The organism is Chloroflexota bacterium (assembly GCA_023475225.1).
In the GTDB taxonomy this organism is placed as follows: Bacteria; Chloroflexota; UBA6077; order FW602-bin22; family JAMCVK01; genus JAMCVK01.
Genome location: JAMCVK010000050.1, coordinates 17,078 through 42,658, shown reverse-complemented (window position 1 = coordinate 42,658; position 25,581 = coordinate 17,078). Strand labels below are relative to the sequence as shown.

Annotated in this window: 28 protein-coding genes and 1 tRNA gene; 19 read left to right on the top strand and 10 right to left on the bottom strand. The window is 55.3% G+C overall.

The window, feature by feature from the left end; genetic code table 11:
• Nucleotides 1-20: 20 nt before the first annotated feature.
• Entirely contained in the window at nt 21-788 is a 768-nt protein-coding gene (locus M1136_12670) for a glucose 1-dehydrogenase (protein MCL5076477.1), read from the top strand.
• A gap of 28 nt (nt 789-816) precedes the next feature.
• Here the strand turns inward: M1136_12670 and thiD are convergent, their stop codons facing one another.
• The 3 genes from thiD to M1136_12655 are packed head-to-tail and all read right to left on the bottom strand — an operon-like array spanning nt 817 to nt 3,458.
• The gene (thiD, locus tag M1136_12665) at nt 817-1,617 is read right to left on the bottom strand and encodes a bifunctional hydroxymethylpyrimidine kinase/phosphomethylpyrimidine kinase (protein MCL5076476.1); all 801 of its coding nucleotides are present in this window, start codon (nt 1,615-1,617) and stop codon (nt 817-819) included.
• A gap of 10 nt (nt 1,618-1,627) precedes the next feature.
• On the bottom strand, nt 1,628-3,079 hold the full coding sequence (locus M1136_12660; GenBank protein ID MCL5076475.1) for a hypothetical protein: 1,452 nt from the start codon (nt 3,077-3,079) through the stop codon (nt 1,628-1,630).
• A 1-nt stretch (nt 3,080) separates the two neighbouring features.
• Nucleotides 3,081-3,458 carry a hypothetical protein gene (locus tag M1136_12655; protein ID MCL5076474.1) on the bottom strand — a complete coding sequence of 126 codons (378 nt, stop codon included), beginning with the start codon at nt 3,456-3,458 and terminating at the stop codon, nt 3,081-3,083.
• A 119-nt stretch (nt 3,459-3,577) separates the two neighbouring features.
• Between M1136_12655 and M1136_12650 the strand changes: the two genes are divergently transcribed.
• From M1136_12650 to M1136_12590, 13 genes are all read left to right on the top strand, one after another.
• Nucleotides 3,578-4,312 carry a GntR family transcriptional regulator gene (locus M1136_12650; GenBank protein MCL5076473.1) on the top strand — a complete coding sequence of 245 codons (735 nt, stop codon included), beginning with the start codon at nt 3,578-3,580 and terminating at the stop codon, nt 4,310-4,312.
• A gap of 136 nt (nt 4,313-4,448) precedes the next feature.
• Nucleotides 4,449-5,471, top strand: coding sequence for a BMP family protein (locus M1136_12645; GenBank protein ID MCL5076472.1), 1,023 nt, complete (start codon nt 4,449-4,451; stop codon nt 5,469-5,471).
• Nucleotides 5,472-5,576: 105 nt separating this feature from the next.
• A complete protein-coding gene (locus M1136_12640; GenBank protein MCL5076471.1) occupies nt 5,577-7,070 on the top strand; it encodes an ABC transporter ATP-binding protein in 1,494 nt (497 codons plus the stop codon).
• Between the two features lie 23 nt (nt 7,071-7,093).
• Nucleotides 7,094-8,158, top strand: a complete 1,065-nt coding sequence (locus tag M1136_12635; protein ID MCL5076470.1) for an ABC transporter permease — start codon at nt 7,094-7,096, stop codon at nt 8,156-8,158.
• The gene (locus M1136_12630) at nt 8,148-9,092 is read left to right on the top strand and encodes an ABC transporter permease (protein ID MCL5076469.1); all 945 of its coding nucleotides are present in this window, start codon (nt 8,148-8,150) and stop codon (nt 9,090-9,092) included. Before M1136_12635 ends, M1136_12630 begins: the two co-directional genes overlap by 11 nt.
• 35 nt (nt 9,093-9,127) lie before the next feature.
• Entirely contained in the window at nt 9,128-11,416 is a 2,289-nt protein-coding gene (locus M1136_12625) for a xanthine dehydrogenase family protein molybdopterin-binding subunit (protein MCL5076468.1), read from the top strand.
• On the top strand, nt 11,407-13,152 hold the full coding sequence (gene ade, locus M1136_12620; protein ID MCL5076467.1) for an adenine deaminase: 1,746 nt from the start codon (nt 11,407-11,409) through the stop codon (nt 13,150-13,152). Before M1136_12625 ends, ade begins: the two co-directional genes overlap by 10 nt.
• Nucleotides 13,149-14,009: a xanthine dehydrogenase family protein subunit M gene (locus tag M1136_12615; protein ID MCL5076466.1), complete on the top strand. Its 861-nt coding sequence runs from the start codon at nt 13,149-13,151 to the stop codon at nt 14,007-14,009. Before ade ends, M1136_12615 begins: the two co-directional genes overlap by 4 nt.
• 17 nt (nt 14,010-14,026) lie before the next feature.
• Nucleotides 14,027-14,512 (top strand): (2Fe-2S)-binding protein, encoded by a 486-nt coding sequence (locus M1136_12610; protein MCL5076465.1) that lies wholly within the window; start codon nt 14,027-14,029, stop codon nt 14,510-14,512.
• Nucleotides 14,513-14,664: 152 nt separating this feature from the next.
• Entirely contained in the window at nt 14,665-15,414 is a 750-nt protein-coding gene (locus tag M1136_12605) for a YebC/PmpR family DNA-binding transcriptional regulator (protein MCL5076464.1), read from the top strand.
• 13 nt (nt 15,415-15,427) lie between these two features.
• Nucleotides 15,428-15,976 (top strand): crossover junction endodeoxyribonuclease RuvC, encoded by a 549-nt coding sequence (gene ruvC, locus M1136_12600; GenBank protein ID MCL5076463.1) that lies wholly within the window; start codon nt 15,428-15,430, stop codon nt 15,974-15,976.
• Nucleotides 15,973-16,557, top strand: coding sequence for a Holliday junction branch migration protein RuvA (gene ruvA / locus M1136_12595; GenBank protein MCL5076462.1), 585 nt, complete (start codon nt 15,973-15,975; stop codon nt 16,555-16,557). Before ruvC ends, ruvA begins: the two co-directional genes overlap by 4 nt.
• Before the next feature lie 82 nt (nt 16,558-16,639).
• Complete coding sequence (locus M1136_12590; protein MCL5076461.1) at nt 16,640-16,855, top strand: hypothetical protein; 216 nt, start codon at nt 16,640-16,642, stop codon at nt 16,853-16,855.
• A gap of 170 nt (nt 16,856-17,025) precedes the next feature.
• On the opposite strand, the gene M1136_12585 is transcribed toward M1136_12590, so the two are convergent.
• Genes M1136_12585 through M1136_12555 form a run of 7 tightly spaced genes read right to left on the bottom strand, consistent with a single transcriptional unit; the run spans nt 17,026 to nt 23,142 of the window.
• A complete protein-coding gene (locus M1136_12585; GenBank protein ID MCL5076460.1) occupies nt 17,026-17,583 on the bottom strand; it encodes a metalloprotease family protein in 558 nt (185 codons plus the stop codon).
• Between the two features lie 8 nt (nt 17,584-17,591).
• Nucleotides 17,592-18,341 carry a ubiquinone/menaquinone biosynthesis methyltransferase gene (locus tag M1136_12580; GenBank protein ID MCL5076459.1) on the bottom strand — a complete coding sequence of 250 codons (750 nt, stop codon included), beginning with the start codon at nt 18,339-18,341 and terminating at the stop codon, nt 17,592-17,594.
• Nucleotides 18,316-19,062: an ABC transporter permease gene (locus tag M1136_12575; protein MCL5076458.1), complete on the bottom strand. Its 747-nt coding sequence runs from the start codon at nt 19,060-19,062 to the stop codon at nt 18,316-18,318. Before M1136_12575 ends, M1136_12580 begins: the two co-directional genes overlap by 26 nt.
• Nucleotides 19,046-19,798 carry an ABC transporter ATP-binding protein gene (locus tag M1136_12570; GenBank protein ID MCL5076457.1) on the bottom strand — a complete coding sequence of 251 codons (753 nt, stop codon included), beginning with the start codon at nt 19,796-19,798 and terminating at the stop codon, nt 19,046-19,048. The genes M1136_12575 and M1136_12570 overlap by 17 nt, the downstream gene beginning before the upstream one ends.
• On the bottom strand, nt 19,795-20,790 hold the full coding sequence (locus tag M1136_12565; GenBank protein MCL5076456.1) for a MetQ/NlpA family ABC transporter substrate-binding protein: 996 nt from the start codon (nt 20,788-20,790) through the stop codon (nt 19,795-19,797). Before M1136_12565 ends, M1136_12570 begins: the two co-directional genes overlap by 4 nt.
• Before the next feature lie 19 nt (nt 20,791-20,809).
• Nucleotides 20,810-21,652, bottom strand: coding sequence for a putative 4-hydroxybenzoate polyprenyltransferase (ubiA, locus tag M1136_12560; protein ID MCL5076455.1), 843 nt, complete (start codon nt 21,650-21,652; stop codon nt 20,810-20,812).
• Nucleotides 21,653-21,690: 38 nt separating this feature from the next.
• Nucleotides 21,691-23,142 carry a menaquinone biosynthesis decarboxylase gene (locus tag M1136_12555; GenBank protein ID MCL5076454.1) on the bottom strand — a complete coding sequence of 484 codons (1,452 nt, stop codon included), beginning with the start codon at nt 23,140-23,142 and terminating at the stop codon, nt 21,691-21,693.
• 114 nt (nt 23,143-23,256) lie between these two features.
• Here M1136_12555 and M1136_12550 point away from each other — a divergent pair.
• The 5 genes from M1136_12550 to M1136_12530 all read left to right on the top strand — a co-directional run bounded on the left by M1136_12550 (nt 23,257) and on the right by M1136_12530 (nt 25,575).
• Nucleotides 23,257-23,333: transfer RNA gene (locus M1136_12550), tRNA-Pro, on the top strand.
• Nucleotides 23,334-23,508: 175 nt separating this feature from the next.
• Entirely contained in the window at nt 23,509-23,910 is a 402-nt protein-coding gene (locus M1136_12545) for a transposase (protein ID MCL5076453.1), read from the top strand.
• A 503-nt stretch (nt 23,911-24,413) separates the two neighbouring features.
• Complete coding sequence (locus M1136_12540) at nt 24,414-24,755, top strand: DUF4258 domain-containing protein (GenBank protein ID MCL5076452.1); 342 nt, start codon at nt 24,414-24,416, stop codon at nt 24,753-24,755.
• The gene (locus M1136_12535; protein MCL5076451.1) at nt 24,752-24,976 is read left to right on the top strand and encodes a YgiT-type zinc finger protein; all 225 of its coding nucleotides are present in this window, start codon (nt 24,752-24,754) and stop codon (nt 24,974-24,976) included. The genes M1136_12540 and M1136_12535 overlap by 4 nt, the downstream gene beginning before the upstream one ends.
• A 38-nt stretch (nt 24,977-25,014) precedes the next feature.
• Nucleotides 25,015-25,575, top strand: a complete 561-nt coding sequence (locus M1136_12530) for a hypothetical protein (GenBank protein ID MCL5076450.1) — start codon at nt 25,015-25,017, stop codon at nt 25,573-25,575.
• Nucleotides 25,576-25,581 lie beyond the last annotated feature (6 nt).

Below are 25,581 nucleotides of genomic sequence, written 5' to 3'. Positions count from 1 at the left end.
TAGAATTTTGGAGGTTCGTCATGAAGCTGGATGACAAGGTGGCAATTATCACCGGCGGCGGCAGAGGGATAGGCCGGGGCATCTCCCGACGCTTTGCTGCTGAAGGGGCCGCTGTATTGATCGCCCAGCGCGATCCTGAATCGGCTGCCCGGACCGTCCACGAGATCGAGGAAGCCGGGGGCAAAGCCTCTTTCGTGCCGACGGACATTACCAAACCGGAACAGGTCGCTGCCATGGTCGAAGCCTGCCAGCAGCGCTATGGTCGCGTCGACATCTTGGTAAACAATGCCGGTGTCAGCGGGGTGAACGGGTCGATTCTCGATATGCCCCTGGAACTCTGGCAACATTTCCTAGATGTTAATCTAACGGGGACTTTCCTCTGCGCCCAGGCCGTCGGGAGGCTGATGGTCAAACAACAGATCAAGGGAAGGATCATCAACATAGGGTCCATTAATAGCTTTAGGGCGCAGAAGAATGCGGCGCATTACGTAGCAGCGAAAGGGGCAATTCCGCTGTTAACCATGGCCATGGCTGTAGATCTTTCGCCCTATGGCATCCTCGTGAACGCCATAGCCCCAGGCACCATCAGCACTGAAAAGACGGCCCTCCGCCTCGCCAATGAGACCTATCGAAACATGATCGCCAAAAATGTCCCTCTGGCACGGACAGGCCGGGTAGAGGAGGTGGCCGCGCTCGCCGTTTTTCTGGCCTCAGACGAGTGTGGGTACATTCAGGGTGCAACCATAGTCATCGACGGTGGGTTTCTCGCCTACCTGCGATTCGACTGACCTTCGTCAGATGCCCCAAGTGAATGGTCTATGATCTTTGACCTCGGGGCCAGAATTTATAGCAGGGGTCGACCGGCCCTTGTCCGTGACCAAGAGGGAGAGCATACTCGATAGCTTTCGTAATAAATTTCTTGGCTATAGCTACAGCCTGCTCAACCTCGGCTCCCTTCGCCAAGGAGGCAGCTATGGCCGCGGCGAAGACGCAGCCAGTGCCGTGGGTGTGCTGTGTCTGGATGCGCCTGGCTCGGTATTCGCGGAACTCTCTACCATTGTAGAATAGATCGTTGGCCTGCTTCGGATCATGCCCACCCTTAATGACCACGTTCTTCGCCCCCATAGATATCAGTTCTTTTGCTGCCCAGCGCCTATCATTCCGAGTGTGCAGCTCCCTGCCCACCAGCACGGCCGCTTCAGACAGGTTGGGTGTAAGAACAAGCGCCAGGGGAATCAATTGCTCACACAGAGTGGCGACGGCTTCCTCCTGGAGGAGTTGGTCGCCGGTCTTGGCGACCAACACCGGATCCACCACCAGATTGGTTAGCCGGTGTTCCTCGATCTTGGCCGCTACCACCTCTATGATGCTGGCATTCCCCAGCATACCGGTCTTCACCGCATCAGCCCCAATATCACCTACTATGGCCTCAATTTGAGCTGCCACAAGGTCGGGAGAAAGCTCCAGGACGGATGTTATAGCCATGGTGTTCTGAGCGGTGATGGCCGTAATGACGGTTGTGCCATAAACACCGCAGGCGGCGAACGTCTTCAAGTCGGCCTGGATGCCGGCGCCTGCCCCTGAGTCTGAGCCAGCGATGCTCATAGCTGTTCTCATCGTTGTCCTCCTAATATTGGTAATCCCTAAATACAAGGGGCAGGTAGGTTTTATGTTCCGTCGACTGAGGCACCTGGGTCGTGCCCAGCTCGAAGGCATCCAGGGTGACGATGGTACCAGTCGAGTTTGCAGACTTGGTTCCGCTGCATACCACCTTGATGGTATGCCGACCATAGTTCAGTTGATCGTTCTCATAAACCCTCTGCGCATCGGCAACTGTACTACTATAGAGGTCTACCAGTCCAACCTCTTTGTCATCAAGGTAGATCTTGGCTATTCCTCGGTTAGGACCTTTCTGGGCGACATATCGTATCTGTGTACCGGCAAAGGCGAAGGTGGCGCTCGCTCCGGCCTGACTGGTATAGTGGAGAGTATCTCGTATGTTGGCCGTGGCACCTATGCCGAGGGCTCCGCGGTTCCAGGCGCCATCGTACTGGACGAGAGGATGAACATCATCGATAATGTTTGCCCCTCCCCAGGCCGGGTGGCCACTCACGTTATCAGTGGTCAGCGCCCTGGGATTCGTGCCATCAGCGTTCATCACCCAGAGGTTATAGTTGTTCCGTTCCTGGGTTATTCCTCCCTCTCCAACCTGATAAACGATTTGGCTACCGTCCGGCGACCAGCGTGGCCTCTCTGCATCTGTGCCTGGATTACTTCGGGTCAGTTTTACGGCGTTACTGCCATCGGCGTTAATGACGTAGATATCGGAGAAGGCCGCGGTGAAATCGGCCGAGGCAGGCATACATAGGCGTCCAAAGGCGATCCTCCGGCCATCAGGTGACCAGGTGGGATATAAATCGTAATAGGAGTAAAACAGACCGTAAGGGTCGGCCAGTATCTGCTGTCCTCCAGTTCCATCGGCATTGAATACCCAGATTCCGATATGACCCCAGTTCGTTCCGGTCACAAAGCAAACGATCTTATCCTCGAGGGGTGACCAATCGGGGGTCCATACCGTATCGCCGGCCGACACCTGCATTGTGGCCAGGATGTTATTGTTTAGGTCGATCACCCGCACAGTCGGGGCAGAATTAACGACCCACTTGGAGCCATCCCAGGTTTTGCTCCATATGCTCTGCATGATAGCCAGCCTGGTACCATCAGGAGACCAGGACGGGGTCTCAAACTTCTGCCCCTCCGGTCCGACGGTGATGGTGACCTGAGGAAAGACCCCATTTTGGGCTTGGACGCTCGTATAGCCCTGCACCAAGCCCGGGCCGATATGACCACCCCAGCTCGTGGAGTCGCCTTGCGCCCGCACCCATAAGGCACTTAAAGGCACACCAGTCAGGGTGAACTCACCCGTTATGGCGTCGGTCGTGGTGGAGTTCTGACATCCCTGAGCGAAGACCACGGCACTGGTGGGAGGGCGGCCATCCGCCTGCACCACCCGACCCTGGATGATGCCCGTTGGCCCAGGGGCTTGGGGCGCGACGTAGAACCCCGTGATCATCCGCATGTTAGTCCCTCCCCGCATCCATAACCATAATATTCCTTTCGGCGAGGGTGAGGGCCGCATCATAGTTGGAGGAGAAGGCTACCCTGGTTCTATCCGCTGACCAGGCCGGGTCGAAAGCCAGGATGGGTGCCGTAAACGGGGTGATCTGCACAGCCTGGCCGCCCCCGCCTGGCATCATATAGATGTTGCTGCCAAAGTTGGTCTGCCCCCGCGTACCACTGAGCTTGACCATAGCGATGAAGCTGCCCAATTCGCCCTGGGCATAAACGAGGGCAGGTTCCCGTCCCAAGAATTTGCATGCCCCGGCAGAGAAAAGCCCAAGCGAGAGAATGCCGGCAATTGTCAGCAAAATCAGGAGGAGCAGACTTAGGGATTTCACAGGCACCCTCAACATTAGGAATGAGTCCAAGATCATATTAGTAGAGAACAGCGATCTTGACAAGAGGGGCAACTTGTATTATTCTTGCAGTAAGACGTCTTACCGGAAGGCATCGAGCGATGAACTACACCTTTGTGACTGAACCCTTGCCAGATCGCATTAAGGAGTTCCTGTTCCACGAGATAAGAGAGGGACGCTACAGAGCGCAGGATCGTTTGCCGGCTGAGGAGGCCATCGCCAGGGAATTAGGGGTCAGTCGGCCATCTGTTAGGGATGCCCTCACCTCCCTGGAGAAGGCTGGCTTCGTTATACGACGACCAGGGGTAGGAACGTTCATCAACCGTAAGGTGCTTAAGATCGCGGCCCGCCTCGATATAGAGAAGGAGTTCTGGGACCTGCTTCTCGACAACAGCTATAAGCCAGAGGTGATCCTGCTTGAGCTGGCCATAGAGAAGGCGAGCCCCAAAGTGACCGAAAGGCTGGAGCTACCCCCAGAAGCCGAAGTATTGAAGACAGAGAAGGTCTGGTTGGCCGACGGTGTTCCGGCCATCTATTGCATAGATAGGGTTCCCACGGCCATCGTCCGTCGAGAGTATGATCTAGCCCAGCTGAAGGAGCCCATCTTCACCTTCTTAGAACAGGTCTGTGGGGAGACGGTCAGTTACGAAATAACGGAGATAATACCCGAGGTAGCCAGGGATAGGCTGGCGGAGATTTTCCAGTGTCCCTCAGGCACACCGATTCAAATATTCGAAGAGGTCGGCTTTAACGAGAACGATATCGCTATCCTCTACTCTGAGGAGTTCTACGCTCCTAAACTCCTTCGCTTTAAGGTCGTGCGCACTAAGGTCTAACCATCGTTTGCTAACTATCATTCTGGGGGTGAAGCTATGTTGTGAACTGGACGATAAGTGGAACTGGTTACCGACTTTCGACCATGAGGGGGATGACCCGAACAAGGCGATAACAAATACAATTAGGAGGAACAATATGAAAGGACGATATCTATCTTGGCTTGTCCTGTTTCTGATGATAACCTCGCTACTCCTTAGCAGTTGCACGTCTGCCAGTACCCCAACCCCTACCGCAACCAAGGCGGCGAGTGGGACTAAACCACTTAAGGTGGCTCTGATCCTCCCTGGCCGTATCGATGACCTCTCCTGGAACCAGGCCGCCTATGAGGGGTTGCGCAAGCTAAAGAACCAGATGGGGGCGGCTATGGAGATGAGCTATGTCGAGAATGTTTATAATGTAACCGACATAGAACCAGCCCTGCGAGACTATGCGCAGCGTGGTTATGATTTGGTGATTGGGCACGGCTTTCAGTTCCAGGAGCCGATCATTAAAGTTGCCGCCGAGTTCCCCAAGGTTCACTTCGCCCTTGGCACAGGCTACAAATTGGCTCCAAACGTCGGTGTATATGACGTTAAGCTGGAGGAAGGTGGCTACCTAGCTGGCGTCCTCGCCGCCAGTCTGACGAAGTCAAACAAGATTGGTGTGATTGGTGGGGTGGACGTCTCTGAGATTCATCGTGGGCAAGAGGCTTATAAGTATGCTGCCAAGCAGACCAAGCCCAATATTGATATAATGGAGGTCTACACTGGCGACTTCAGGGATACGGCCAAGGCCAAGGAGGCTGCCCTGCGCATGATCGATTCTGGCGCCGATGTCCTCTGGACTACCGGCGACGGTGTCGGACTGGGCGTCGTCCAGGGAGCTAAAGAGAGGAACACTAAAGTCATCGGGGTGGTGATGGATCAGCGTCCTTTGGCTCCAGACCAAGCGGTGACCAGCGTAGCGTACGACTGGTCTATCAGCTTCGCCGAGATGATCGATGATATCAAGGCGGGCACATTTGGCAACAAGCATTACTGGCTTACGCTGAAGAATAAGGGGCTCGTTCTCTCACCGTTCAACGAGAAGCTGGTGGGCAAGGACGTCATCAGTAAAGTGGAACAGGCCAGGGAGGACATCATCTCCGGCAAGATCAAGATCCCCGAGTTCAAGCAATAGGTACCCCAACCCGGCTGAACTGAAGGAGCCCTCCTGGCTCCTTCAGTTCAGCCCTTAGTAGAAGGATGGAAGAGTCTATTGAACGACCCTACCCCAATTGTGGAAATGCGGGGGATCGTTAAAAGGTTCCCCGGTATCCTGGCTAACGATCATATCGACCTGACGATAAAGGGCGGCGAGGTCCACGGCTTGCTCGGTGAGAACGGGGCCGGCAAGACCACGCTTATGAACATACTGTATGGCCTATATCACCCAGACGAGGGGAAGATTGCTGTCGGAGGACAGGACGTTCGCCTCAGATCACCCTTGGATGCTATTCAGTTAGGGATTGGTATGATTCACCAGCACTTCATGCTGGTGCGACCCTTCACTGTCACCGAGAACATCATCCTGGGCTTGCCTTCCTCCAGGGGCCCCTTCCTGGACTCAGAGCTTGCCAAAGAGCAGGTCCGCTCCTTAGCTGAACGGTATGGGCTTAAGGTTGATCCAGTGGCCCGTGTTGGGCAGCTATCTGTTGGACAGCAACAAAGAGTGGAGATCCTGAGCGCTCTTTACCGCGGCGCTGAGATATTGATCCTGGACGAGCCAACGGCTGTCCTGACCCCCCAGGAAACAACGGAATTGTTCAAGATGTTGGAGACCATGGCCACCGAGGGTAAGGCGGTCATCTTCATCAGCCATAAGCTGAGTGAGATAATGGCCATTACTGACCGTATCACCGTACTCCGGGCTGGCAGGGTTGTAGCGACCATTGAGACCTCAGCTACGAATAAAAGGGAATTGGCCAGAATGATGGTCGGACACGAGCTAACCTTCGCCAAGCCCGAAAGGCGTACCAGCGATGGGGAGACGGTGGTCGAGGTGGAGAGATTAAAGGTCCGGAACGATCGGGGGTTGGTGGCTGTGAACAATGTTTCGTTTTCTATTCACGCTGGCGAAATCCTAGGAATTGCTGGTGTAGATGGCAATGGTCAGGCAGAGATGGCGGAAGCCCTCACGGGTATGCGCCGGGTCGAATCTGGCCGCCTGAGGATCAACGATCGGGACATGATCAACCTCTCCCCTAGAGAATACATCGCCCAGGGAGTAGGACATATACCTGAAGATAGACAAAAGACCGGTTTGCTGCTAAATCTCAGTGTGGGTCGCAACGTTGTCTTGAAGAGCTTCAATCAACGCCCTTTCTCTCAAAATGGTTTGCTTAGCTTTGGCACGATCAATCAGTTTGCCGATCGAGTAATCAAGAATTTCGATATCAGAACCCCGGGGAATAACACACCAGTCAGGTTCCTTTCAGGTGGTAATCAGCAGAAGCTGATATTGGGCCGAGAGTTAACGATAACGTCCAATTTCCTGGTGGCCGACCAACCCACGCGGGGACTGGATGTTGGAGCAACGGAATACGTTCACCAACAGTTGATCAAGCAGAGGGAGGCTGGCATGGCTATTCTCCTTATATCAGCCGATCTGGAAGAGGTTTTGACCCTCAGCGATAGGATTGCCGTCATGTATGAAGGTGAGATTATAGGCATCATTCCGGCTGAGCACGCTGATATGGAGGAGATTGGATTGATGATGGCCGGTGTGAGACACCAATAATACCCCTCTGAGGAGATTCAGCCTTGAGTGTAGCGAGCCAAACAAAGTTGACACGGCTAGGTGGCGGTATCTTTAAAGGAGCCCTTCCACCCTTCCTGTCCGTAGCCTGCGCTTTGGTTATAGGGGCAGTCCTATTGGCCATAGGTGGCAACGACCCCGTGCAGGCTTATCTGGCCATGTTAAGCGGGGCCTTCGGCAGCACTGATAGGATGGCCGAGACGCTGGTCAAGATGACTCCTCTCCTTATCGTGGGCCTGGCGGTATCCATTCCTTACAGGGCCGAGATCTGGACGATTGGACCGGAGGGACAGCTGGTTATGGGAGCCATCCTTTCTACGTGGGTAGGGCTCACGCTGGCTGGCCTGCCACCGCTCGTCCTTTTGCCCCTCACCCTTGTAGCCGGCTTCGTAGGAGGCGCCGTTTGGGGCTTAGTCCCCGGTATCCTGCGGGCTAAACTTGAGGTCAACGAGGTCATCACCACGCTGATGTTAAATTATGTCGCCATCTATTTCCTCGGCTACCTCGTACGAGGACCAATGATGGATCCTCACGGGTTTAATTTCCCCCAATCTCGTCTTCTCCCAGCATCCCTTCATCTGATTAAAATTATACCCGGCACACGTCTTAATGTAGCCTTCATCTTGGCCCTCTTTCTGATGGTGGTCCTGATTCTCTTTTGGCGGACGACGCTGGGCTTTCGCACCGAAATTGTGGGGGGAAGCCGAGTGGTAGCCAAATATGCAGGTATCGATGTATCTTGGAACATCATTTTTGTTATGCTCCTCTCCGGAGGTCTCTCTGGTATCGCTGGTTGGGGGGAGATATTCGGTATTCACCATCGTCTGCTCGATGAGATCTCAGGTGGCTACGGCTATCTAGGGATGGTCATCGCCCTTCTCGGGGGATTACACCCCCTAGGGATAGCCTTAGCCTCATTCTTATTTGCTGCTTTGGTCGTTGGGGGTAACGCTATGGAACGAGCAGTGGACGCCCCCTTCGCTGTCGTCAGTGTCATTCAGGGTTTAGTCATTCTCTTCGTTCTGGCCAGGACCATTTTCACTCTCCGGAGGTCTGCTGTTGCTGGATAAGCTCCTCACCTTGAGCTTCGCTGTTGGGCTTCTGGCGGCTAGCATCAGATTAGCCGCACCAATACTCTATGCCGCCCTCGGTGAGATAATTACCGAACAGGCTGGTATCCTTAACCTGGGGCTGGAGGGGACTATGTTGATGGGAGCCCTTGGAGGGTTCATCGGTACGCTTTATACTGGTAACCTCTGGCTCGGCGTATTATCAGGTATGCTGGCTGGTATCATCATGGGGCTGGTGATGGCCTTCATGGTCGTCACCGTAGGGGCTAACCAGGTTGTGGCCGGTATCGGCGTGACTATTCTGGGTACAGGTCTTTCTACCCTCCTTTTCCGGGAGATAGTTGGCATCCATCGGTTACCACCGACAATCCAGCCTTTTCCAGACCTCTCTTTCCCTGTGCTGAGCGAGCTGTCTGTGCTCGGCCCGGTCCTCTTTCGACATAATATCCTTGTCTATATATCATTTCTGCTGGTTATCGTCACCTCCATTATCCTCTTTAAGACAACCTTCGGACTCAAAGTGCGTGCTGTAGGCGAGAACCCCGCTGCAGCCGATACGCGAGGCATCAACGTATATTACATCCGCTACCTCAGCCTGGCTATCGGGGGCGCTCTGGCCGGAATTGGGGGAGCCTTTTTGAGCCTGGGTTATTTGAACACCTTCTTACCCCAAATGACTTCAGGTCGTGGTTTTATCGCCATAGCTGTTGTCATCTTCAGTCGTTGGAACCCATACCGAGCGCTAGGTGCAGCCCTACTGTTTGGTGGAGCCGATGCTCTCCAGCTCGGGCTCCAGGCCATGGGCGTCCCCATCCGGAGTGAGATACTATTGGCCCTGCCCTATCTCTTAACTATACTTGTCCTGATCGGCGTCTCGCGCCGGGCCGAATTTCCTAGCGCCTTTACCCTGCCCTATCGAAGGGGAGGAGAATAATTCATATACCAGCCTGAGAAATAACGGAGTCGTCTATGACTACGACCACCAGCCCTTATCGGGCGATCGCTAAACCAATAGCACGATGGGATGCCGGACCAAAGGTTCAGGGAGAAGCAAAATACGCTGGCGATCTCTGGTTTGAGGGCATGTTATACGGGGCGGTTTTACGCTCGCCTCACGATCACGCCCATCTCCTTTCCATAGATCTCTCTGGGGCGAGGGCCTGTCCAGGAGTTGTGGCTGTCCTCACTGCCTCAGATATACTAGGGCGGAACGCTTTTGGAGTGATGGTTCCAGACCAGCCGATTCTAGCCTTCGAGAAGGTTAGATTCCAGGGTGAAGCGATAGCTGTCATCGTGGCCAGGACTGAGGAGATCGCCCGCCAGGCACTCAAACGGATCAAGGTCTCATACCAGATGCAACCAGCCGTCTTCGACCCCGAGATAGCCCTGCGGGAGGACGCCCCTCTAGTACACTCAGACGGTAATCTCCTCTCCCACCGCCAGATCCATGTCGGGGACATCAACGCAGGGTTCGCCACAGCCGACCTCGTCCTCGAAGCCACCTTTCGAACGCAAACAGTTGACCACGCCTACCTGGAGCCAGAGGTGGCTGTGGCTATCTGTAATAATGATCAGATCACTGTTTGGGCCCCCTCCCAGAACCCCTTCAAGGACCAAGAGCAGATCGCTCAAGCACTGAACCTGCCCCTGGAACAAATTCGGGTGATCAACCCGGCTATCGGCGGCTCCTTCGGAGGTAAGGACGATATCGCCTTACAGATAATGGCCGCTCTGGCAGCTTACCAGACCCGCAGGCCGGTTCGTTTCGTCAACACTAGAGAGGAATCTGTTCTCTCACATCCCAAGCGACACGCTGCCACCCTCTATTACAAAGTTGGGGCCACAACTCAAGGGCGTCTGACAGCTCTGCAAGCGACCATCTTCGCCAATACCGGCGCTTACGCCTCCTTCGGTCCAGGCATCGTCGCCCTTATGGCGGAGATGGCTAGTGGGCCCTATCATATCCCCCACATCGCCGTGGATACCTATTGCGTTTACACGAACTGCCTCATCGCCGGGGCCATGCGCGGCTTTGGTGTCCCGCAGGTCAATTTCGCTTGTGAGAGCATCATTGATATGCTGGCCGAGAGGTTGAGTATCGATCCTCTGGAGATTCGCCAAAGGAACATCTGGCGGAAGGGAGATACCACTTCTACCGGTATTCGGTTGAAACATGAGGTCGGACTCGCTGCCTGCCTGGAGATGGCTGAGCGTGAGCGAAGGCGATTGGCAGCTCGCTATAAGGAGAAGAGCAGAGTCGATGGTAAACGCTACGGGTTCGGTCTGGCCTGCTCCGTAATGACGACGGGCTTTGGCTTCGGTATCCCGGATGAGGCCACAGCCAGGATCGACTGGTCGGCGAAGGGCGGGGTACAGTTATGCTTGGGAGGCTCAGAGATGGGGCAAGGCTCGGTTACGGCGATGATCCAGATAGCGGCCGAAGAGCTGGGCCTGGACTACGACGAAATAAACGTGATCGTGGCTGATACGGCGCAGACGCCAAAGGCTGGCACGGCCTCAGCCTCACGATTGACCTACGTCCAGGGCTCAGCCGTTCTCCTGGCCGCACGTGAGGCCAAAGCGAACTTGCTGGCTGAAGCCTCCAGGATACTCAGGGTACAGCAAGAAGGGCTGACCTACACAGCAGGCGTCGTCTGGAAGACGACTGCCCCTGAGCAACGCCTCTCCAGTGAGGAAATCGTGCACGCAGCTCAACGTGAGGGGCGCTCGGTCTCGGGGATAGGGCATTTTACCTTTCCCTATCCAGCTGAGACAAAGGACACATTCGGAATCGGCCTTCCCCACGTCGTTTATAGTTATGGCACCCAGGTGGCCGTTGTCGAGGTCGCCCCGCGGACGGGGAAGGTGATCGTAAGAGAAATCAGCGCTATCCATGAGGCGGGCCGCATCATCAACCCTGCCACTGCTGCTGGACAAATAGAGGGTGGCGTGTTGATGGGCGTCGGCTATGCCCTGTATGAGGAGGTTCGGCGCAAGGGGGAGGGCTGGGTCATTAATCTCTCAGAATACATCATCCCGACCTCCATCGATGCCCCGGAGGTGCAGGCCATCTTTGTGGAGGGAGAGGAGCCTACTGGACCCTTCGGCGCCAAAGGCTTGGGCGAAATAGGAACAGTGGCTACCGCTGCAGCCATCGCCAACGCCATAAAGGATGCCACCGGGGTACGCCTGCAGTCCCTGCCCATGACGGCTGAGGCGCTTTTCATTGCCCTTCAAGAGGAGAACTTATGCCAATGATAGCCGACGTGGTCAGGGCAGCCCTTGGTGAGGTGCCCTGTGATCTGCTTTTGAAAAACTGCCGCTTAGTCAACGTTTACTCCGAGGAGATATATCAGACGAATATCGCCATAAAGGGGAGGTATATCGCCAGCATCTGCTCGGATGAGCCGTTGCCAGCAATGGAAACACTTGATTGCGCCGGCTTATACGCCATTCCTGGCCTCATGGACGCTCACGTGCACATCGAGGCGACGATGTTAACCCTTGAGGCGCTAGCCAGCCTGATTGTGCCCCAGGGGACAACGGCCATCTTCATCGATCCTATGGAGATAGCTAACGTGGCTGGACTTGAGGGTGTGCGTGCCCTCCTGGCCGGTGTCCAAGGAGTCCCTCTACGCCTGTTTCTTGAGGTTCCTTCTCGGGTGCCGACCGCTCCTGCCCTGGAAACTACAGGAGCAAGCCTGGGGCTGTCTGAGGTGCAGGAGATGCTATGCTGGAAAGAAGCAGTCAGCCTGGGGGAGATGGATCCCACGAAGATCATTCCTCCTCAGGAGGAGTACCTCGGAAAGATAGAGGCAGCTCGCTCCCTCAGGAAGATCGTCAACGGGCACGCCATCGGACTGAAGGGATCACGACTCAACGCCTATACGGCCGCCGGCATCGCCGACGACCATGAGTGCGTCACCGCTGAGTCGCTGATCGAACGGCTGCGCCTGGGACTGCGGATAATGGTTCGCGAAGGGAGCACGGAACGAAACTTGAGCGCCCTCCTTAGAGGGGTGCAAGAGGGCCATTTCGATTACCGCCACCTGATCTTCTGTACCGATGACAAACACGCTAGCGATATAAGCAGCGAGGGACACATCAGCTATAACGTCAAGAAGGCCATCAAGGAAGGGGTTCCACCAACCAAGGCCATCCAGATGGCTACCCTCAATATTGCCGAGCACTTCCGTCTCGCTGACCTGATCGGCTCCATCACCCCAGGGAGACTGGCCGATATCGTTCTGGTAGAGAATCTGAGGGACCTGAAACCAGGCTATGTGCTGGTTGATGGACGGGTGGTAGCCAAAGACGGCCGTCTGGTGAGGCCATTAGCGCCCTCTGCTTATCCGTCCTGGCTACGGAACACAGTCAAACTGCTGCGCCCGATAACTCCCCAGAGCTTTATCCTCCCCAGCGATGGCACAGAGGCCGACGTGCGGGTAATCGCTCTCTACCCCGACCAGATCATCAACAGGGAAGAGAGAGCCACCTTACCCGTACGGGGTGGGGCCGTACGGCCCTCGCCTGAGAAGGATGTGCTGAAGCTTGTTGTCGTTGAGCGTTATGGAAAGAATGGCAACGTGGCCATCGCCTTTGTCAGAGGTTTCGGTTTAAGGAAGGGGGTGTTGGCTTCTTCGGTAGCCCACGACCACCATAATTTGATCGCCGTCGGTTGCGACGACGAGGACCTGGCTGCAGCCATCAACGCCCTGGTGGAAATGCAGGGTGGTTTCGTCGTGGTGAAGAAAGGAAAGGTCCTGGCCTCTTTACCTTTACCGCTGGCCGGTTTGATGAGCGATCAAGAGGCAGAAACAGTGATAGCGCAATCCCAGCGCTTGAACCAGGCGGCGGCCGAGCTCGGTTGTCAATTGCCGGCCCCCTTTATGACGCTCTCCTTCATCTCTCTGCCCACCGTGCCCGAGCTAGGCATCACGGATAGGGGACTTGTTGATGTCGTCCAACACCGCATTATCAACATCAGGGTATGATGGAATTCATTCAGGCTACCTCTTCGGAACAGGCCCTTAAGACGTTGGCCGAATATGGGGAGGACTGCGCCATCGTCAGCGGAGGCACCGATCTGGTCGTTTCCTTGCGGCGGGAGTTGATCCGCCCGAAGGTGATCCTTGATATCTCCCGGATAGGGGCCTTACGAGGAATCGAACGCCGGGATTCGTCTTTGACCCTCAGTGCGACCCTGACGATGACCGACCTCTGCTACACAGAGGCGATACGTCGCTCGGCGCCGCTTTTGGCCGAGGCAGCCGCCACCGTCGGCTCACCATTGATCAGGAATAGAGCCACCCTGGGAGGCAATATCGTCACAGCCTCGCCCGCTGGGGATACCCTTCCTGCCCTCCTGGTACATAACGCCAATGTGCGTTTATGCAGCCTGAGCGGTTCACGGGAAATAGCGTTAAGAGAATTCCTAAGAGGTCCAAAACGGACCGACCGGCGACCCGTGGAGCTCCTTACCGCCGTCATCCTTCCTCTCCTGGGCGATGGATGGGGCAGCCGTTTCGTCAAACTGGGACAGCGCAGTGCCCTGGCCATCGCCATCGCCAGCGCCGCCGTAGCCGTAAAGATCAAAAGCCACATCATTGCAGAGATACGCATCGCCCTTGGTTCTGTAGCTCCGGTACCTCTCCGGGCGTGCCGGACGGAGAACTGGGCCATAGGTAAACCACTGGAGAAGGAGTCCATAGAAAAGATAGCCCAGATGGCCGCGACAGAGGCTTCGCCGATCAGCGATGTGCGGGCTTCAGCCGAATACAGGAGGAGAGTGACGTCAGCCCTGGTAGAGGAAGCCTTGCGCGAGGCTGTAAATCGCCTCCTCCGAAAATAACTTTAAGGACAAGGCCAATGAAGATCGAGCTCACCGTCAATGGCCACCGCCACATTCTTGAGATCTCACCAACGGACACTCTCCTGAGAGTGATCCGGGAGCAGTTGCATCTGAGCGGGACGAAGGTAGGTTGTGAGGAGGGGGATTGTGGGGCCTGCACCGTGCTCATTGATGGACAGGCAGTCAATAGCTGCCTGGTGCTGGCGGCGCAAGCGGATGGCTGCTCAATCCTGACGATAGAGGGGTTAGGTAGTGCTACCAGGTTGCATCCTCTGCAGGAGTCCTTCGTTCGCTATGGAGCTGTACAGTGCGGCTACTGTACCCCAGGCATGCTCCTCAGCGCTAAGGCCCTGCTAGATCGTTATCCCAACCCTTCCCGCCAGATGATCCGAGAAGCCATCTCAGGCAACCTCTGTCGCTGCACCGGCTATATGCGCATCATCGAAGCCATCGAGGCTGTCGCCAGAGGAGAGTTCTCACTGGACGAATCTGGAGACGGCTAATCCAGCATCCGCAACTGCACTCCTCATTTTCAAAATGCCCTCACCATCATCATCTGACAACCTCTCCGCCTAAATGTTATAATTATGGTGTAACTATCGCTTGGTGGATGTTGGCTTGAGCGTATCTGGCCGCTAAGACGGAGGAGAAAACGATGTCTGGACATAGCAAATGGGCTCAAATAAAGCGCCAAAAGGCCGCTGCTGATGCAAAAAGGGGTCAGATTTTCACCAAGCTCGGTCGCGAGATCACCTTGGCGGCCCAGCAGGGTGGTGGCGATGCGGAGGCGAACTTCCGCTTGCGGCTGGCCATTCAGCGGGCTCGGGAAGCAAATATGCCCCATGAGAACATCGAGCGCGCTATAAAGCGAGGGCTTGGTGGAGGGGAGGCAGCCACCTTTGAGGAGATCTTTTATGAGGGGTACGGACCAGGCGGAGCGGCCATCCTCGTCGAGGCGATGACCAATAATCGCAACCGAACAGCGGCCGAGATTCGCAATGTCTTCGCCCGCGGCGGGGGCAACCTGGGTGAGTCCGGCTGTGTCGCCTGGATGTTTGAACCGCGCGGTGTCATCACCGTAGAGACAAAGGGAATAGACACAGATGAGGTGGCCCTGTTGGCCATCGACGCCGGAGCCGAAGACATCAAGACAGAGGATAACGTGGTTGAAATCTATACCCAGCCCGCTGATCTGGAGAGGGTCCGCCGCACTCTGCTGGAGCAGAAGATAGCCATCATCGCCGCTGAGAATGCCCTGGTCCCCCAGACGATGCTTCAGTTGGATGAAGACGACTCGGCGAAAGTGCTCAGACTGCTGGACAAGCTCGAAGAGCTGGACGAAGTACAGCGTGTGTATTGCAACGTTGACTTTGCAGAAAGTGCTTTAGCGAAGTATGCCAGCTGAGGGCGCGAGAGAAATGAGCCGTGAACCCTCATCTGGACTTATGGCTAAACACATCGTACTGGGAATCGACCCCGGTACGGCCACGATGGGTTATGGGCTGGTGCAGGCCCAGGGAGAGCAACTGAGCCTGATCGATTATGGCACCCTCACTACACCAGCTACTCTCCCTGTCGCCAACCGCCTGCGAACCCTTTATCAGGAGTTGCTGGGGCTGATCCAGCGCTATCAGCCGAATGAGGTCGCTCTGGAGGAGCTCTTTTTCAACAAAAATATCCGCACCGCCTTGGCCGTCGGTGAGGCCCGCGGCGTAGCGATGCTCGCCGCGGCCAACTGCGGATTGACTGTGAGCGAATATACGCCCCTCCAGATCAAGCAGGCTATCGTCGGCTATGGGCGGGCTCGTAAAGAGCAGATCCAACAAATGGTGCGCCTGTTGCTGGGGTTGGATTTCCTCCCCCAACCAGACGATGCGGCTGATGCCCTGGCTCTGGCCATCTGCCATCTCCATACCACACAGCAGCAGGCTGCGCTAGAAGCACGACAAGGCGGAGGTGCCTCTTGATCAGCTGCGTGCGTGGTGTCCTGGAGACCCGAACCGGCGAATACGCCATTGTTAATGTCGGCGGTCTGAGCTTCCGGATATATGCCCCCACCAGCACCCTGCGGGAGATTGGGTCCATCGGTGAAGCGGTACATCTGTTTACTCACCTCTATGTGCGTGAGGACAACCTTTCCCTTTATGGCTTCGCCACAGAGGATGAGCTGCACATGTTCGAGCTGCTGCTCACCATTTCCGGCGTTGGCCCCAAGGCGGCCACGGCTATCCTTTCGGCCGTCCCCGTACCACACCTCCAGATAGCCATCGCCTCAGGGAATGCTGATTTTCTGACCCGCGTTCCTGGCATCGGACGTAAAATGGCCGGACGCATCATCTTAGAGCTGAAGGGTAAGGTAGCTGCCGAAGGACTAACTGCCCCCCTATCCATCGTGGCCCCGGCCGATGCGGATATCTTGGCCGCCCTGACCAACCTCGGCTATAGCGCTTCAGAGGCCCAGGCGGCCATACGTTCCTTGCCAGACGATCACACCTTGACTATAGAGGAGAGGATCATTTTAGCCCTACGCTTCTTCACCCATCGCTGAGATGGATACAGTCCTGGACAAACCGTCTTAAAGGTAGAGAAATGAGGGTGGTGCCAGTTCAATCTGAGGAGGTGTATCTGAAATGCAACCAAGAGAGACCACTCATCTGTGGGTGGGAAGGGTGGCCGCATTAATCGGGCTGATCTTTGCGCTATTGGCTGTAGCGGAGGGGTTGGCTGGCACCAGGTTCCTGGCCGCGGCCCCATCGACACTGCTTCTCTGCGCCATCGCTGCCTTCCTGGCGGCCTTGTGGATCGCCGTGGATGAAATCATCGAGGCTGGGCTGAAGAGTAAGTAATTGTTTTAGAGGACGACCGCTCAAGGCACCACCCTCGTTTCCCTACCTTTACGATGGTTCGCTCCCTATCGCCATAACCAGACACTAGCAGGGTTGCCGAACCACCGTCCGCTACACCATCGCCAACGGTGTCAGTGAGGAATGTCATCCCATCAGCGGCATAGAACGACTCAAAAGGGGCGAACACGGAAGGCTGCGGCAATAGCCAGCCAGAGCAGGATCCCGGCGTAAACCCAGTCGATGCGCAGAAACTTGAGCAGGTTAGCCAGGTAGATGGCCCCGGCCACCGGATAACCCAAAATAGCCGATAGATTACCCAGATGTAGCTGATGCCTGGTCATCTGCCAAAGGCTTGCGGCATCGGCACGGCTGGGTAAGGCATGCAGCGAGATGGAGAGGCCACACCAGAGCAGAAGAGGTGATAGCCAGAGTGATAGCCCGCTCGGTGGGTTGCCCGTAGCACCAAACCCGCCCCACATGGCGACTAGAATAAGAAAAAGGATGAAGGCAAGGCCGGAGTTGATCAATAGGGGGCCGACAACGATGGCAAAATGGCCCCGAAAGCGCCTGGGACTACCGTGGACAACATAGCCCGCGGGATTGCCTAAACGAAAGAAGACAGCTTTATGAATGGGTGCTCCAGCGAGCTGACAAAAGAGGTAATGAGCCAGCTCGTGGATGATCACTCCGGGAGCAGCGAGCAAAGCCGAAATACGATTCCAAAACATCAGCGCATCTATTTTATCCCCACATGGATGGCGATGGCCCCTCCCGCCAGCAGCCTATAGCTGACCTCTTTCAAGCCCACCGCACGCATTATATCAGCCAGTTCCTCAGCGAGGGGGAAGGTGATGATTGAACGTGGTAAGTACGTGTAGGCTGAACCATCACCGGCGACCAGCTGGCCCAGGATCGGTACCAGGCGATGAAGGTATAACCCGAACAAGAAGGCGAAAATCCCGGCCTTAGGTCTGGTTAACTCCAGGCAGACCACTCGCCCGCCCGGACGTATGACGCGACGCATCTCCCTAAACCCCTGGGCGATGTCCGTTAGATTACGCACAACAAAACCGCTGATGGCAGCGTCGAACGCATCCGCAGAGAAGGGGAGGTTCAAAGCATCCCCTATCTGGAACACGATTTTATGCTGCGATCCACTGACTATCGCCTTCCGCTGGGCCCGTTCCAGAATGTCTGCGCAGAAGTCGACAGCCACAATCCGTCCGGCCGGGCTATGGCGGGCCAGATCGAGGGATAGCTCGCCACTGCCAGTGCCCACGTCGATTACTGTCCCACCCTTGGGTATAGCCGCCATCTGCACGGCCAACCGTCGCCAGCGTTGATCATAGCCAAAGGTTATCAAGGTATTCATAAGATCGTAGCAGGCCGCAATGCGGGCAAACATCGCCCGCACATACGCCTCTTTACCTTGAGCGTATGGTTGATCTAAGGATTGATCCTTAACGTCCGACATCGACCCAACCACAGAGGGCCCTCTGGAGAACATCTAGCAATAGGTAGATGACTAAACCTAATAAGCCCATGGCCAGGACACCGGCATACATCTCGGCGTAGGCCTGCCTCCCCCAACCCTCCACGAGGATGTAATAGCCCAGGCCAGAGCTCGTGGCTACAGACTCGGTGAAAAATAGCACGGCTATAGCCGTACCAATGCTAACGCGCAGCGCCGTCAGGATGGCCGGTAGACAGGCCGGAAAATAGACGTAACGAAGCAACTGGCCCCGCCTGGCTCCCAGGGAACGCACCGAATAGGCCAGCTCTGGCCGCACCGCATTGGAAGCATCACGCACGACAACCAAAACTTGATAGAAAAGGATAAGCCAGATGAGAAAAATCTTCGAGGTGTCGCCGATGCCCAGAAAGAGCAGAACGATGGGCAGTAACACGATCTTGGGAACTGGATAAGTCAGATAGACAAATGGTGAAACGAGACGATCCCAGTTTTTAGCCTGACCCAAAACCAGTCCAAGGGGGGCGGCTGTGATGACAGACAAGAGAATGCTGACCACCACACGATAGCTGCTCACCAGCGCATGCCATCCCAAACCGTTCAAGGACGCCTGGACGAAGGCAGCGAAGACGGTCCACGGTCCAGGCAAGATCGGACGATCAACCACGAGGGCCATCAGATGCCAGATGAGCAAAAGTAAACCTAGAAAAAGAGCCAATTTACCGCCTCTGGCCATCGTTGATCCTCTCCACTTCAAGACGTACTTTATTACATTTGGCATAGAACTCGGGATGGCCCCGATAATCCAGCTCCCCGGCCTGAGGATTGTTGATAACCTTCGCCGTACGGATTGGGGGTGGGGGGAGCACCAAGATCTTCTGGCCAAGAAAGACGGCCTCCTCGATATTATGAGTAACCAGGATTGTGGTCAGATTCCCCTCAATGCCCAGTTCGATGACCAGGTCCTGCATGCTCTCACGAGTCAGGGCATCAAGGGAGCTAAATGGCTCATCCATAAGCAATAAATCCGGATTCACGGCCAGCGTACGGGCGATGGCCACCCGCTGGCGCTGCCCACCGGATAGTTGGGCTGGATACTGTTTGGCTACCTCTTCAAGCCCCAGCCTTTGGAGCCAATCCCTCGTTTGGTCCGACCACATCCTGGGGGGTGCCTTTCTGATCTTCAATCCCAGGGCGATATTTTCCGCTGCCGTGGCCCAGGGCAGCAAACCATAGTCTTGCAGAATCAACCCAGTAGATGCCCGTGGTTGTATCACCCGATACCCATCAACCACGATAGAACCGCCGTTCGGGGAGCGCAAGCCAGCGATGAGATAGAGGAGGGTGGTTTTCCCACAACCAGAAGGACCGATCACCGCCCAGGCCTCGCCCTGCTGCACCGACCAGTTGAAATCCTCGAAAAGGGGGACCTTAGGGAAATAAGCGAAGCTGAGTTGCTTGATCTCAATCATTTGGATAGGAGTTTATCGTTGACCATATCTTCGTAAGCAAGGGAGCGGGACAATAATCCCTTTTCGACCATCCAATCTGTGGCCCGTGCTATTTCGCTCCGCGTTGGCACGCTGGCCAGAGGGAAGCGGGGTATCTGATATATGGTCTTAACCGCTGGTGGTACCTTGGCCTTCTCCACGAGCAGCTCACGATATTTTTCCGGATCAGCATTCACCTGGCGCACAGCCTCCTGCTGGGCCTGAATCAGACGCTTGACCACATCCGGCCTCTTTTTCAGGACCTCTTGTCGAAAGGTGAGAACGCTCTGTCCTATCTGTGATTCACCGTCATCGAGGATCACCCTCGCCCCTTGTTGACGAGCTAGCGTGGTGAAGGGCTCTGGCAGCGCTGCCGCGGCTACTTGCTTGTTGATAAGCATCTCCAGGCGGAGGGGAATCTTACTCACCTCTACTCTCTTCACCTCACCCGGCTTAAGTCCGGCGGAGAGAAGCAGCTGATCAGTGACGTAGTCGATCACCGAGTTCTTGGAGATGGCGATCTCCGCCTGACGCAGGTCAGCGGCTGACTTGATGGGACTATCTCCGGCGGCGAGGATGGAGATCATCGCCTGCTGTCTACTTCCTCTGAACGTGACTAAAACGATGCGAGCCTGATCCCGCTCTCGATTAAACAGGGCTGAAGAGATAAGGTCGTTGAGCTGTCCATCAATCTGACCAGCCTGTAGCGCCGCATCACGCTCAAGGGCACTGGCAAAGGGAACCAGTTCCACGGCCACATTATGGGCCCGGTAATAGCCTTCCTTCTCGGCCACGTAGAAGGGCAAACTATCAACGATGGGCAACATCCCAATCTTTAGATTTATGTCCTCACCGCCGCTGGGAGCGCAGCCAAGAAGGATGCCACCAGAGGCGAGAAGGAGCCCCAAGGCTATGATGACAGAGACCGTTGATTTACCTTCTTTCAATCTTTCCTCCTTGAGTATCAAGTCCATCCAGAAACTTCCCCTTGAGCTACCTCAACCAGAGGGAAACGAGGGTAAAGGCGAAGACACAGATAGCGATGTAGCCATTGACGTTGAAAAAGGCCACATCGAGCCGAGAAAGATCGTCGGGCGATACCAGGCGATGCTCATAGAGCAAAAGGGCCGTCGCAATGAGCCAGCCCAGAAAGTATATTAGGCCGAGGGAGAGCATTAACCCTACAGCTAACAATGCTGCGGAGGTGAGGACGTGCAAGGCCGTTGACAGCCTCAGGGCGATGGCGACACCAAACTGAGCCGGCACGGACCAGAGTCCAGCCTTGTGATCGAAATCGACATCCTGGCAGGCATAAAGCAGGTCAAAACCGGCTATCCAGGTAGCGACGGCGAAGCCGAGAAGCAAGGCTGGCCAATCCAGCGTACCCCTCACTCCCAACCAACCACCCAGCGGTGCCAGGGCATCAGCCATCCCCAAGATGAAGTGCGAAGCCCAGGTGAAGCGCTTCGTATAGGAGTATCCCACCACTATGGCTATGGCCAATGGGCTGAGCTTGAGGCAAAGATCATTCAGTTGCCAGGCGGCGACGATAAGCAAAGCCGCTGAGGCCAGGCCGAGAGCCAGCATCTCGTAGAACGAGAGCAAGCCTCTGGGAAGGGCCCGCTGGGCGGTGCGGGGGTTAGCCGCATCAAATTCACGATCGATTATTCTATTGCTGCTCATAGCCAGCGTTCTCGCCCCCACCATAGCCATAGTGATCCACCAGAACTGATGCCAAGTGGGTAGCCCGCCTGCTGCTAAGGTCATCCCCAAGTAGGCGAACGGCAGAGCGAAGATGGTGTGTTCAAACTTCACCGCTTCCAGTAGAAGCGACATTTTAGCGCTAAGGCCAGTGGCCGTCACCCGGGATTCCCTCAAATCTCGTATTCCCCCCATCGACTATCTACCAATCTTTTGGTCTCCTCATCCATACTTATCTCCAGAGGCCATACCCGTGGATGTCCCTCCTCTGGCCACTTAGCTGTCGCATCGATGCCCAACTTACTCCCAAATTGGGGTAGGGGCGAGGCGTGATCGAGGTCATCGAGTGGTCCATCGATGATCAATAGATCACGGCGCGGATCAATGTTGCCGGTTACACGCCAAATGACTTCCGAGAGATCATGCACGTTGACATAGTGATCCACCACGATGATGATCTTCGTCAGCATCATTTGCATCATTCCCCAGAGGGCACAGATAACCTTCTTCGCCTGGCCCGCATACTCTTTCTTGATGGAGACGATGGCTAGATTCTGGAACACCCCTTCCACCGGCAGATTCAGGTCGACCATCTCCGGCAGCATCATCTGAAGCAAGGGCAAGAACAACCTTTCCGTCGCCTTGCCCAGATGGGCGTCCTCCATTGGTGGTTTCCCCACAATGGTAGCCGGATAAATCGGCTGGTGACGATGGGTGAGGCAAAGGAGATGAAACACAGGATACTCGGCAGCCGGCGAATAGTATCCCGTGTGATCCCCGAAAGGACCCTCCGTTCGCCGCTCGCCTGGATCGACGTATCCCTCCAGGATGATCTCCGCCTGGGCCGGAACCTCTAGGTCCAACACTTTACATTTGACCATCTCTACAGCCTCACCCCGCAGGAATCCAGCGAAGAGGAGTTCATCTATCCCTGGGGGAAGAGGGGCGGTAGCCGCATAGATCGTTGCTGGATCCGCCCCCAACGCTACGGCCACCTCAAAGCGACGTCTCTTTTGCTCGCTACGGCGATAATGTTCGGCCCCACCTTTGGTCCGATGCCAATGTATACCCGTCGTCCGCCCATCATAGACCTGAAGACGATACATGCCCATATTGCGCCGTCCGGTCTCTGGATCGGCCGTTATAACCAGGGGCAGAGTGATGAACCGTCCCGCATCCTGCGGCCAGCACTTCAGGACAGGGAGTTCGTCCAAAGAAGCATCGGCCAGCAGCACAACGTCCTGGCAGGGGGCAGAACTGACCATTTTGGGCCCGTAGGAGGAGAGCTGGGCGAGATCTCCCAGAGCCCGTAGCTTGTCGAGTAGCGATGAGGGAAAAGGCCCACTGATGTAGCTCAGCGGCCCCCTCATTTTATCGGTCAGAGCATCCAAATTGTCCACGCCCAGCCCCCAGGCCAGTCGCTGGGGAGAGCCGAAGATGTTGGTCAAAACGGGGATGTCATAACCGATGACGTTCTCGAAAAGGAGAGCGGGCCCATTCTGCTTAGTCAGACGAGCGGTGATCTCGGTGATCTCCAGCTCGCAACGCACAGGGGTTTTGATTCGCCGCAATTGCCCCTTACTTTCCAGGAAAGAGATGAATTCGTGCAAATCACGGAAGACCATACTGAAGCTCCTTCAATCGAGGAGCATGTTAGCATGGCCATGCACTACCCCGCAACCCAAAGCCAGTCCCATTCGCCTTGACGCTGAAACCGCAGCTGGTTATACTATGAACGGCGGGGTGTAGCGCAGTTGGTTAGCGCGCATGGTTTGGGACCATGAGGTCGGCAGTTCAAGTCTGCCCACCCCGACCAACCATTAAAATCGAATCTGGGGCTGTTGGTCAAGTCCCAATACGCCGTGATGGTGGCATTCTATGCATGGTATTGCGGTCTCCTTTCTGCCCTTCCAAGGGCTGCGGTTTTAGCAGCACCACCAGGATACTGTAACGCCATTCATTTTTACAGGTGTTGTAGGACATCACCGCGTTTGGTAGCTGATGCGGTGGTGAAGAAGTGGCAGGCGACGTATCCGTCGGCGATGGTTATCTTCCTAGATGACTTCGAGGCTTGCATAGCTTACCTGCGCTGCCCGCCGGATCATCACAAGTACATTCGAACGACGAACCTAGCAGAGCGAGCGATAGAGGAGGAGCAACGGAGAACGAAGACGATCCCGAGGTTCTTTGACGAGAAGAGTTGTCTCAAGTTGTGCTACGCATCGTTAATGCGGGCCAATCAGCGGTGGCGCAGGGTCAGGATGACAGAACTCGACCGGACGCGGCTGACTCTATTGCGAGAACAACTTCACCAAGAGTATCTGGAACGTCGCAACAAAATGGAGGCTGTAGGCACATTATCGAAACCAAAAGAGGCACGCACCGCAGCCTAAACCGTAACCACCGATGATTTTACAGGAGCGGTGGGACTTGACCATCTATTCTTTAATACTTTATGCAAATCGATATTCTAATCCTGGGACTGGTAAACCCGATGATATGGACGAAGCATCGAGAGTATTACGTCAGCAGGCAAGTCTACTAATTGCAAGAACTCATATTATTAAGGTGGTACATTTTTTTGAATTTCTTAAGCTTGTGCTAAAACGAAGTGCAGTCATAGAAGCCTCAAGGAATCTAATTGGGTTGTCAAATTCGATTCATAGGGGCAACCCTTCGGATAATTACAATATGCGAAGAGAAATTGAAAGATTGTTGAGTATTAAAACGCATGAACAAAGGGTACAATTGTAGGTAAAATGTCTTCGCCTAACACAGCATATACGCTGCGGGCTACCGCCCTTGCCCTTTGGGATATTGCTCCCTTGGCTCGCAAAGTCGTATATGCTGGAAACGTTAGCTGAAATGCCCCTTTGTTGAAGGAGGCACCGGTAGAATGAGTGAATTTGATGTTAGCAATTTGGAGGTGATGCTAGAGCGAATACGTGCTCAGGCTGTGGTCGAGAACATTCGTATTACCCAACACGCTCAGCAAGAAATGGTTGGAGAGGATATTACACTTGATGAAGCCCTAGAAGCTATTGCTACAGGCCAAATTTTGGAGAACTACCCCGAGCACCGCCGAGGAGCATGCTGTCTGCTCAATGGTCTTACCCGTGCCACCCGTCCTCTACACATCGTGTGTACGACAGCGCGGCCAGCGCTTATTATCATTACGGTCTATGAACCTAGACCGCCAAAGTGGGTAACACCCACACAAAGGAGGCAATTGAGATGAAATGCAGTATTGAGGGTTGCCCTGGTGAATATGAGGAGCGGCAGATTGTGCACACTGTACGCTATCATGGTCAAGTGGTTGTTATTGACCACGTCCCAGCAGAGGTTTGTTCAGTTTGTGGAGACGTACTTCTAAAGCCAGAAACGGCACGTCGGATTGAAACGTTATTGCGAACGACGACCCTTCCGGCAGGGACAGTTCCTCTTTATGAGTATGCTTAAGAGGGCACTTCGGGGACTTATTTCCATAGGAAGGGGAAATGGCTGAGATCACCTACTTCGAAAAAACCGGCCCTCAGAATACAGCGGAATGTTTGCGCTTGGCCAGGCAACGGGCCAGCGAGCTCGGTATAAAGACTATCGTTGTGGCGACCACGTTCGGAGACACTGGACTGGCCGCCACTGAGGTGTTTAAGGGACTGAAACTGGTCGTAGTAACTCACTGTACCGGATTCCGGGAACCAAACCAACAGGAGGTTCCTGAGGAAAAGAGACAGGCTATGATCAAGAATGGCGTCCAGGTCCTGACCTGCCTGCACGCCTTTGGCGGGATCGGCAGGGCCGTGCGCAAGAAGTTCCATACGTATGAGCTGGAGGAACTGATAGCCAACGCGCTGCGCATCTTCGGTGAGGGAACGAAGGTGGCTTGCGAGATCGTCTTGATGGCCGCCGATGCCGGATTGGTGCGCACCGACGAGGAGGTCATCGCCATCGGCGGAACAGGACGCGGGGCCGATACCGCCCTGGTCATCAAGCCCGCTCATACACAGCACTTCTTTGATCTAAAAGTAAAAGAGATCATCTGTAAACCCCGTCTCTGAGCGAGA

Coding starts and splice junctions, on each gene's coding strand:
- M1136_12670 (MCL5076477.1), top strand. CDS start 21: ATGAAGCTGGATGACAAGGTGGCAATTATCACCGGCGGCGGCAGAGGG.
- thiD (MCL5076476.1), bottom strand. CDS start 1,617: ATGAGAACAGCTATGAGCATCGCTGGCTCAGACTCAGGGGCAGGCGCC.
- M1136_12660 (MCL5076475.1), bottom strand. CDS start 3,079: ATGCGGATGATCACGGGGTTCTACGTCGCGCCCCAAGCCCCTGGGCCA.
- M1136_12650 (MCL5076473.1), top strand. CDS start 3,578: ATGAACTACACCTTTGTGACTGAACCCTTGCCAGATCGCATTAAGGAG.
- M1136_12645 (MCL5076472.1), top strand. CDS start 4,449: ATGAAAGGACGATATCTATCTTGGCTTGTCCTGTTTCTGATGATAACC.
- M1136_12640 (MCL5076471.1), top strand. CDS start 5,577: ATGCGGGGGATCGTTAAAAGGTTCCCCGGTATCCTGGCTAACGATCAT.
- M1136_12625 (MCL5076468.1), top strand. CDS start 9,128: ATGACTACGACCACCAGCCCTTATCGGGCGATCGCTAAACCAATAGCA.
- ade (MCL5076467.1), top strand. CDS start 11,407: ATGCCAATGATAGCCGACGTGGTCAGGGCAGCCCTTGGTGAGGTGCCC.
- M1136_12615 (MCL5076466.1), top strand. CDS start 13,149: ATGATGGAATTCATTCAGGCTACCTCTTCGGAACAGGCCCTTAAGACG.
- M1136_12610 (MCL5076465.1), top strand. CDS start 14,027: ATGAAGATCGAGCTCACCGTCAATGGCCACCGCCACATTCTTGAGATC.
- M1136_12605 (MCL5076464.1), top strand. CDS start 14,665: ATGTCTGGACATAGCAAATGGGCTCAAATAAAGCGCCAAAAGGCCGCT.
- ruvC (MCL5076463.1), top strand. CDS start 15,428: ATGAGCCGTGAACCCTCATCTGGACTTATGGCTAAACACATCGTACTG.
- M1136_12590 (MCL5076461.1), top strand. CDS start 16,640: ATGCAACCAAGAGAGACCACTCATCTGTGGGTGGGAAGGGTGGCCGCA.
- M1136_12585 (MCL5076460.1), bottom strand. CDS start 17,583: ATGTTTTGGAATCGTATTTCGGCTTTGCTCGCTGCTCCCGGAGTGATC.
- M1136_12575 (MCL5076458.1), bottom strand. CDS start 19,062: ATGGCCAGAGGCGGTAAATTGGCTCTTTTTCTAGGTTTACTTTTGCTC.
- M1136_12570 (MCL5076457.1), bottom strand. CDS start 19,798: ATGATTGAGATCAAGCAACTCAGCTTCGCTTATTTCCCTAAGGTCCCC.
- M1136_12565 (MCL5076456.1), bottom strand. CDS start 20,790: ATGGACTTGATACTCAAGGAGGAAAGATTGAAAGAAGGTAAATCAACG.
- ubiA (MCL5076455.1), bottom strand. CDS start 21,652: ATGTCGCTTCTACTGGAAGCGGTGAAGTTTGAACACACCATCTTCGCT.
- M1136_12555 (MCL5076454.1), bottom strand. CDS start 23,142: ATGGTCTTCCGTGATTTGCACGAATTCATCTCTTTCCTGGAAAGTAAG.
- M1136_12540 (MCL5076452.1), top strand. CDS start 24,414: ATGAGTGAATTTGATGTTAGCAATTTGGAGGTGATGCTAGAGCGAATA.
- M1136_12535 (MCL5076451.1), top strand. CDS start 24,752: ATGAAATGCAGTATTGAGGGTTGCCCTGGTGAATATGAGGAGCGGCAG.
- M1136_12530 (MCL5076450.1), top strand. CDS start 25,015: ATGGCTGAGATCACCTACTTCGAAAAAACCGGCCCTCAGAATACAGCG.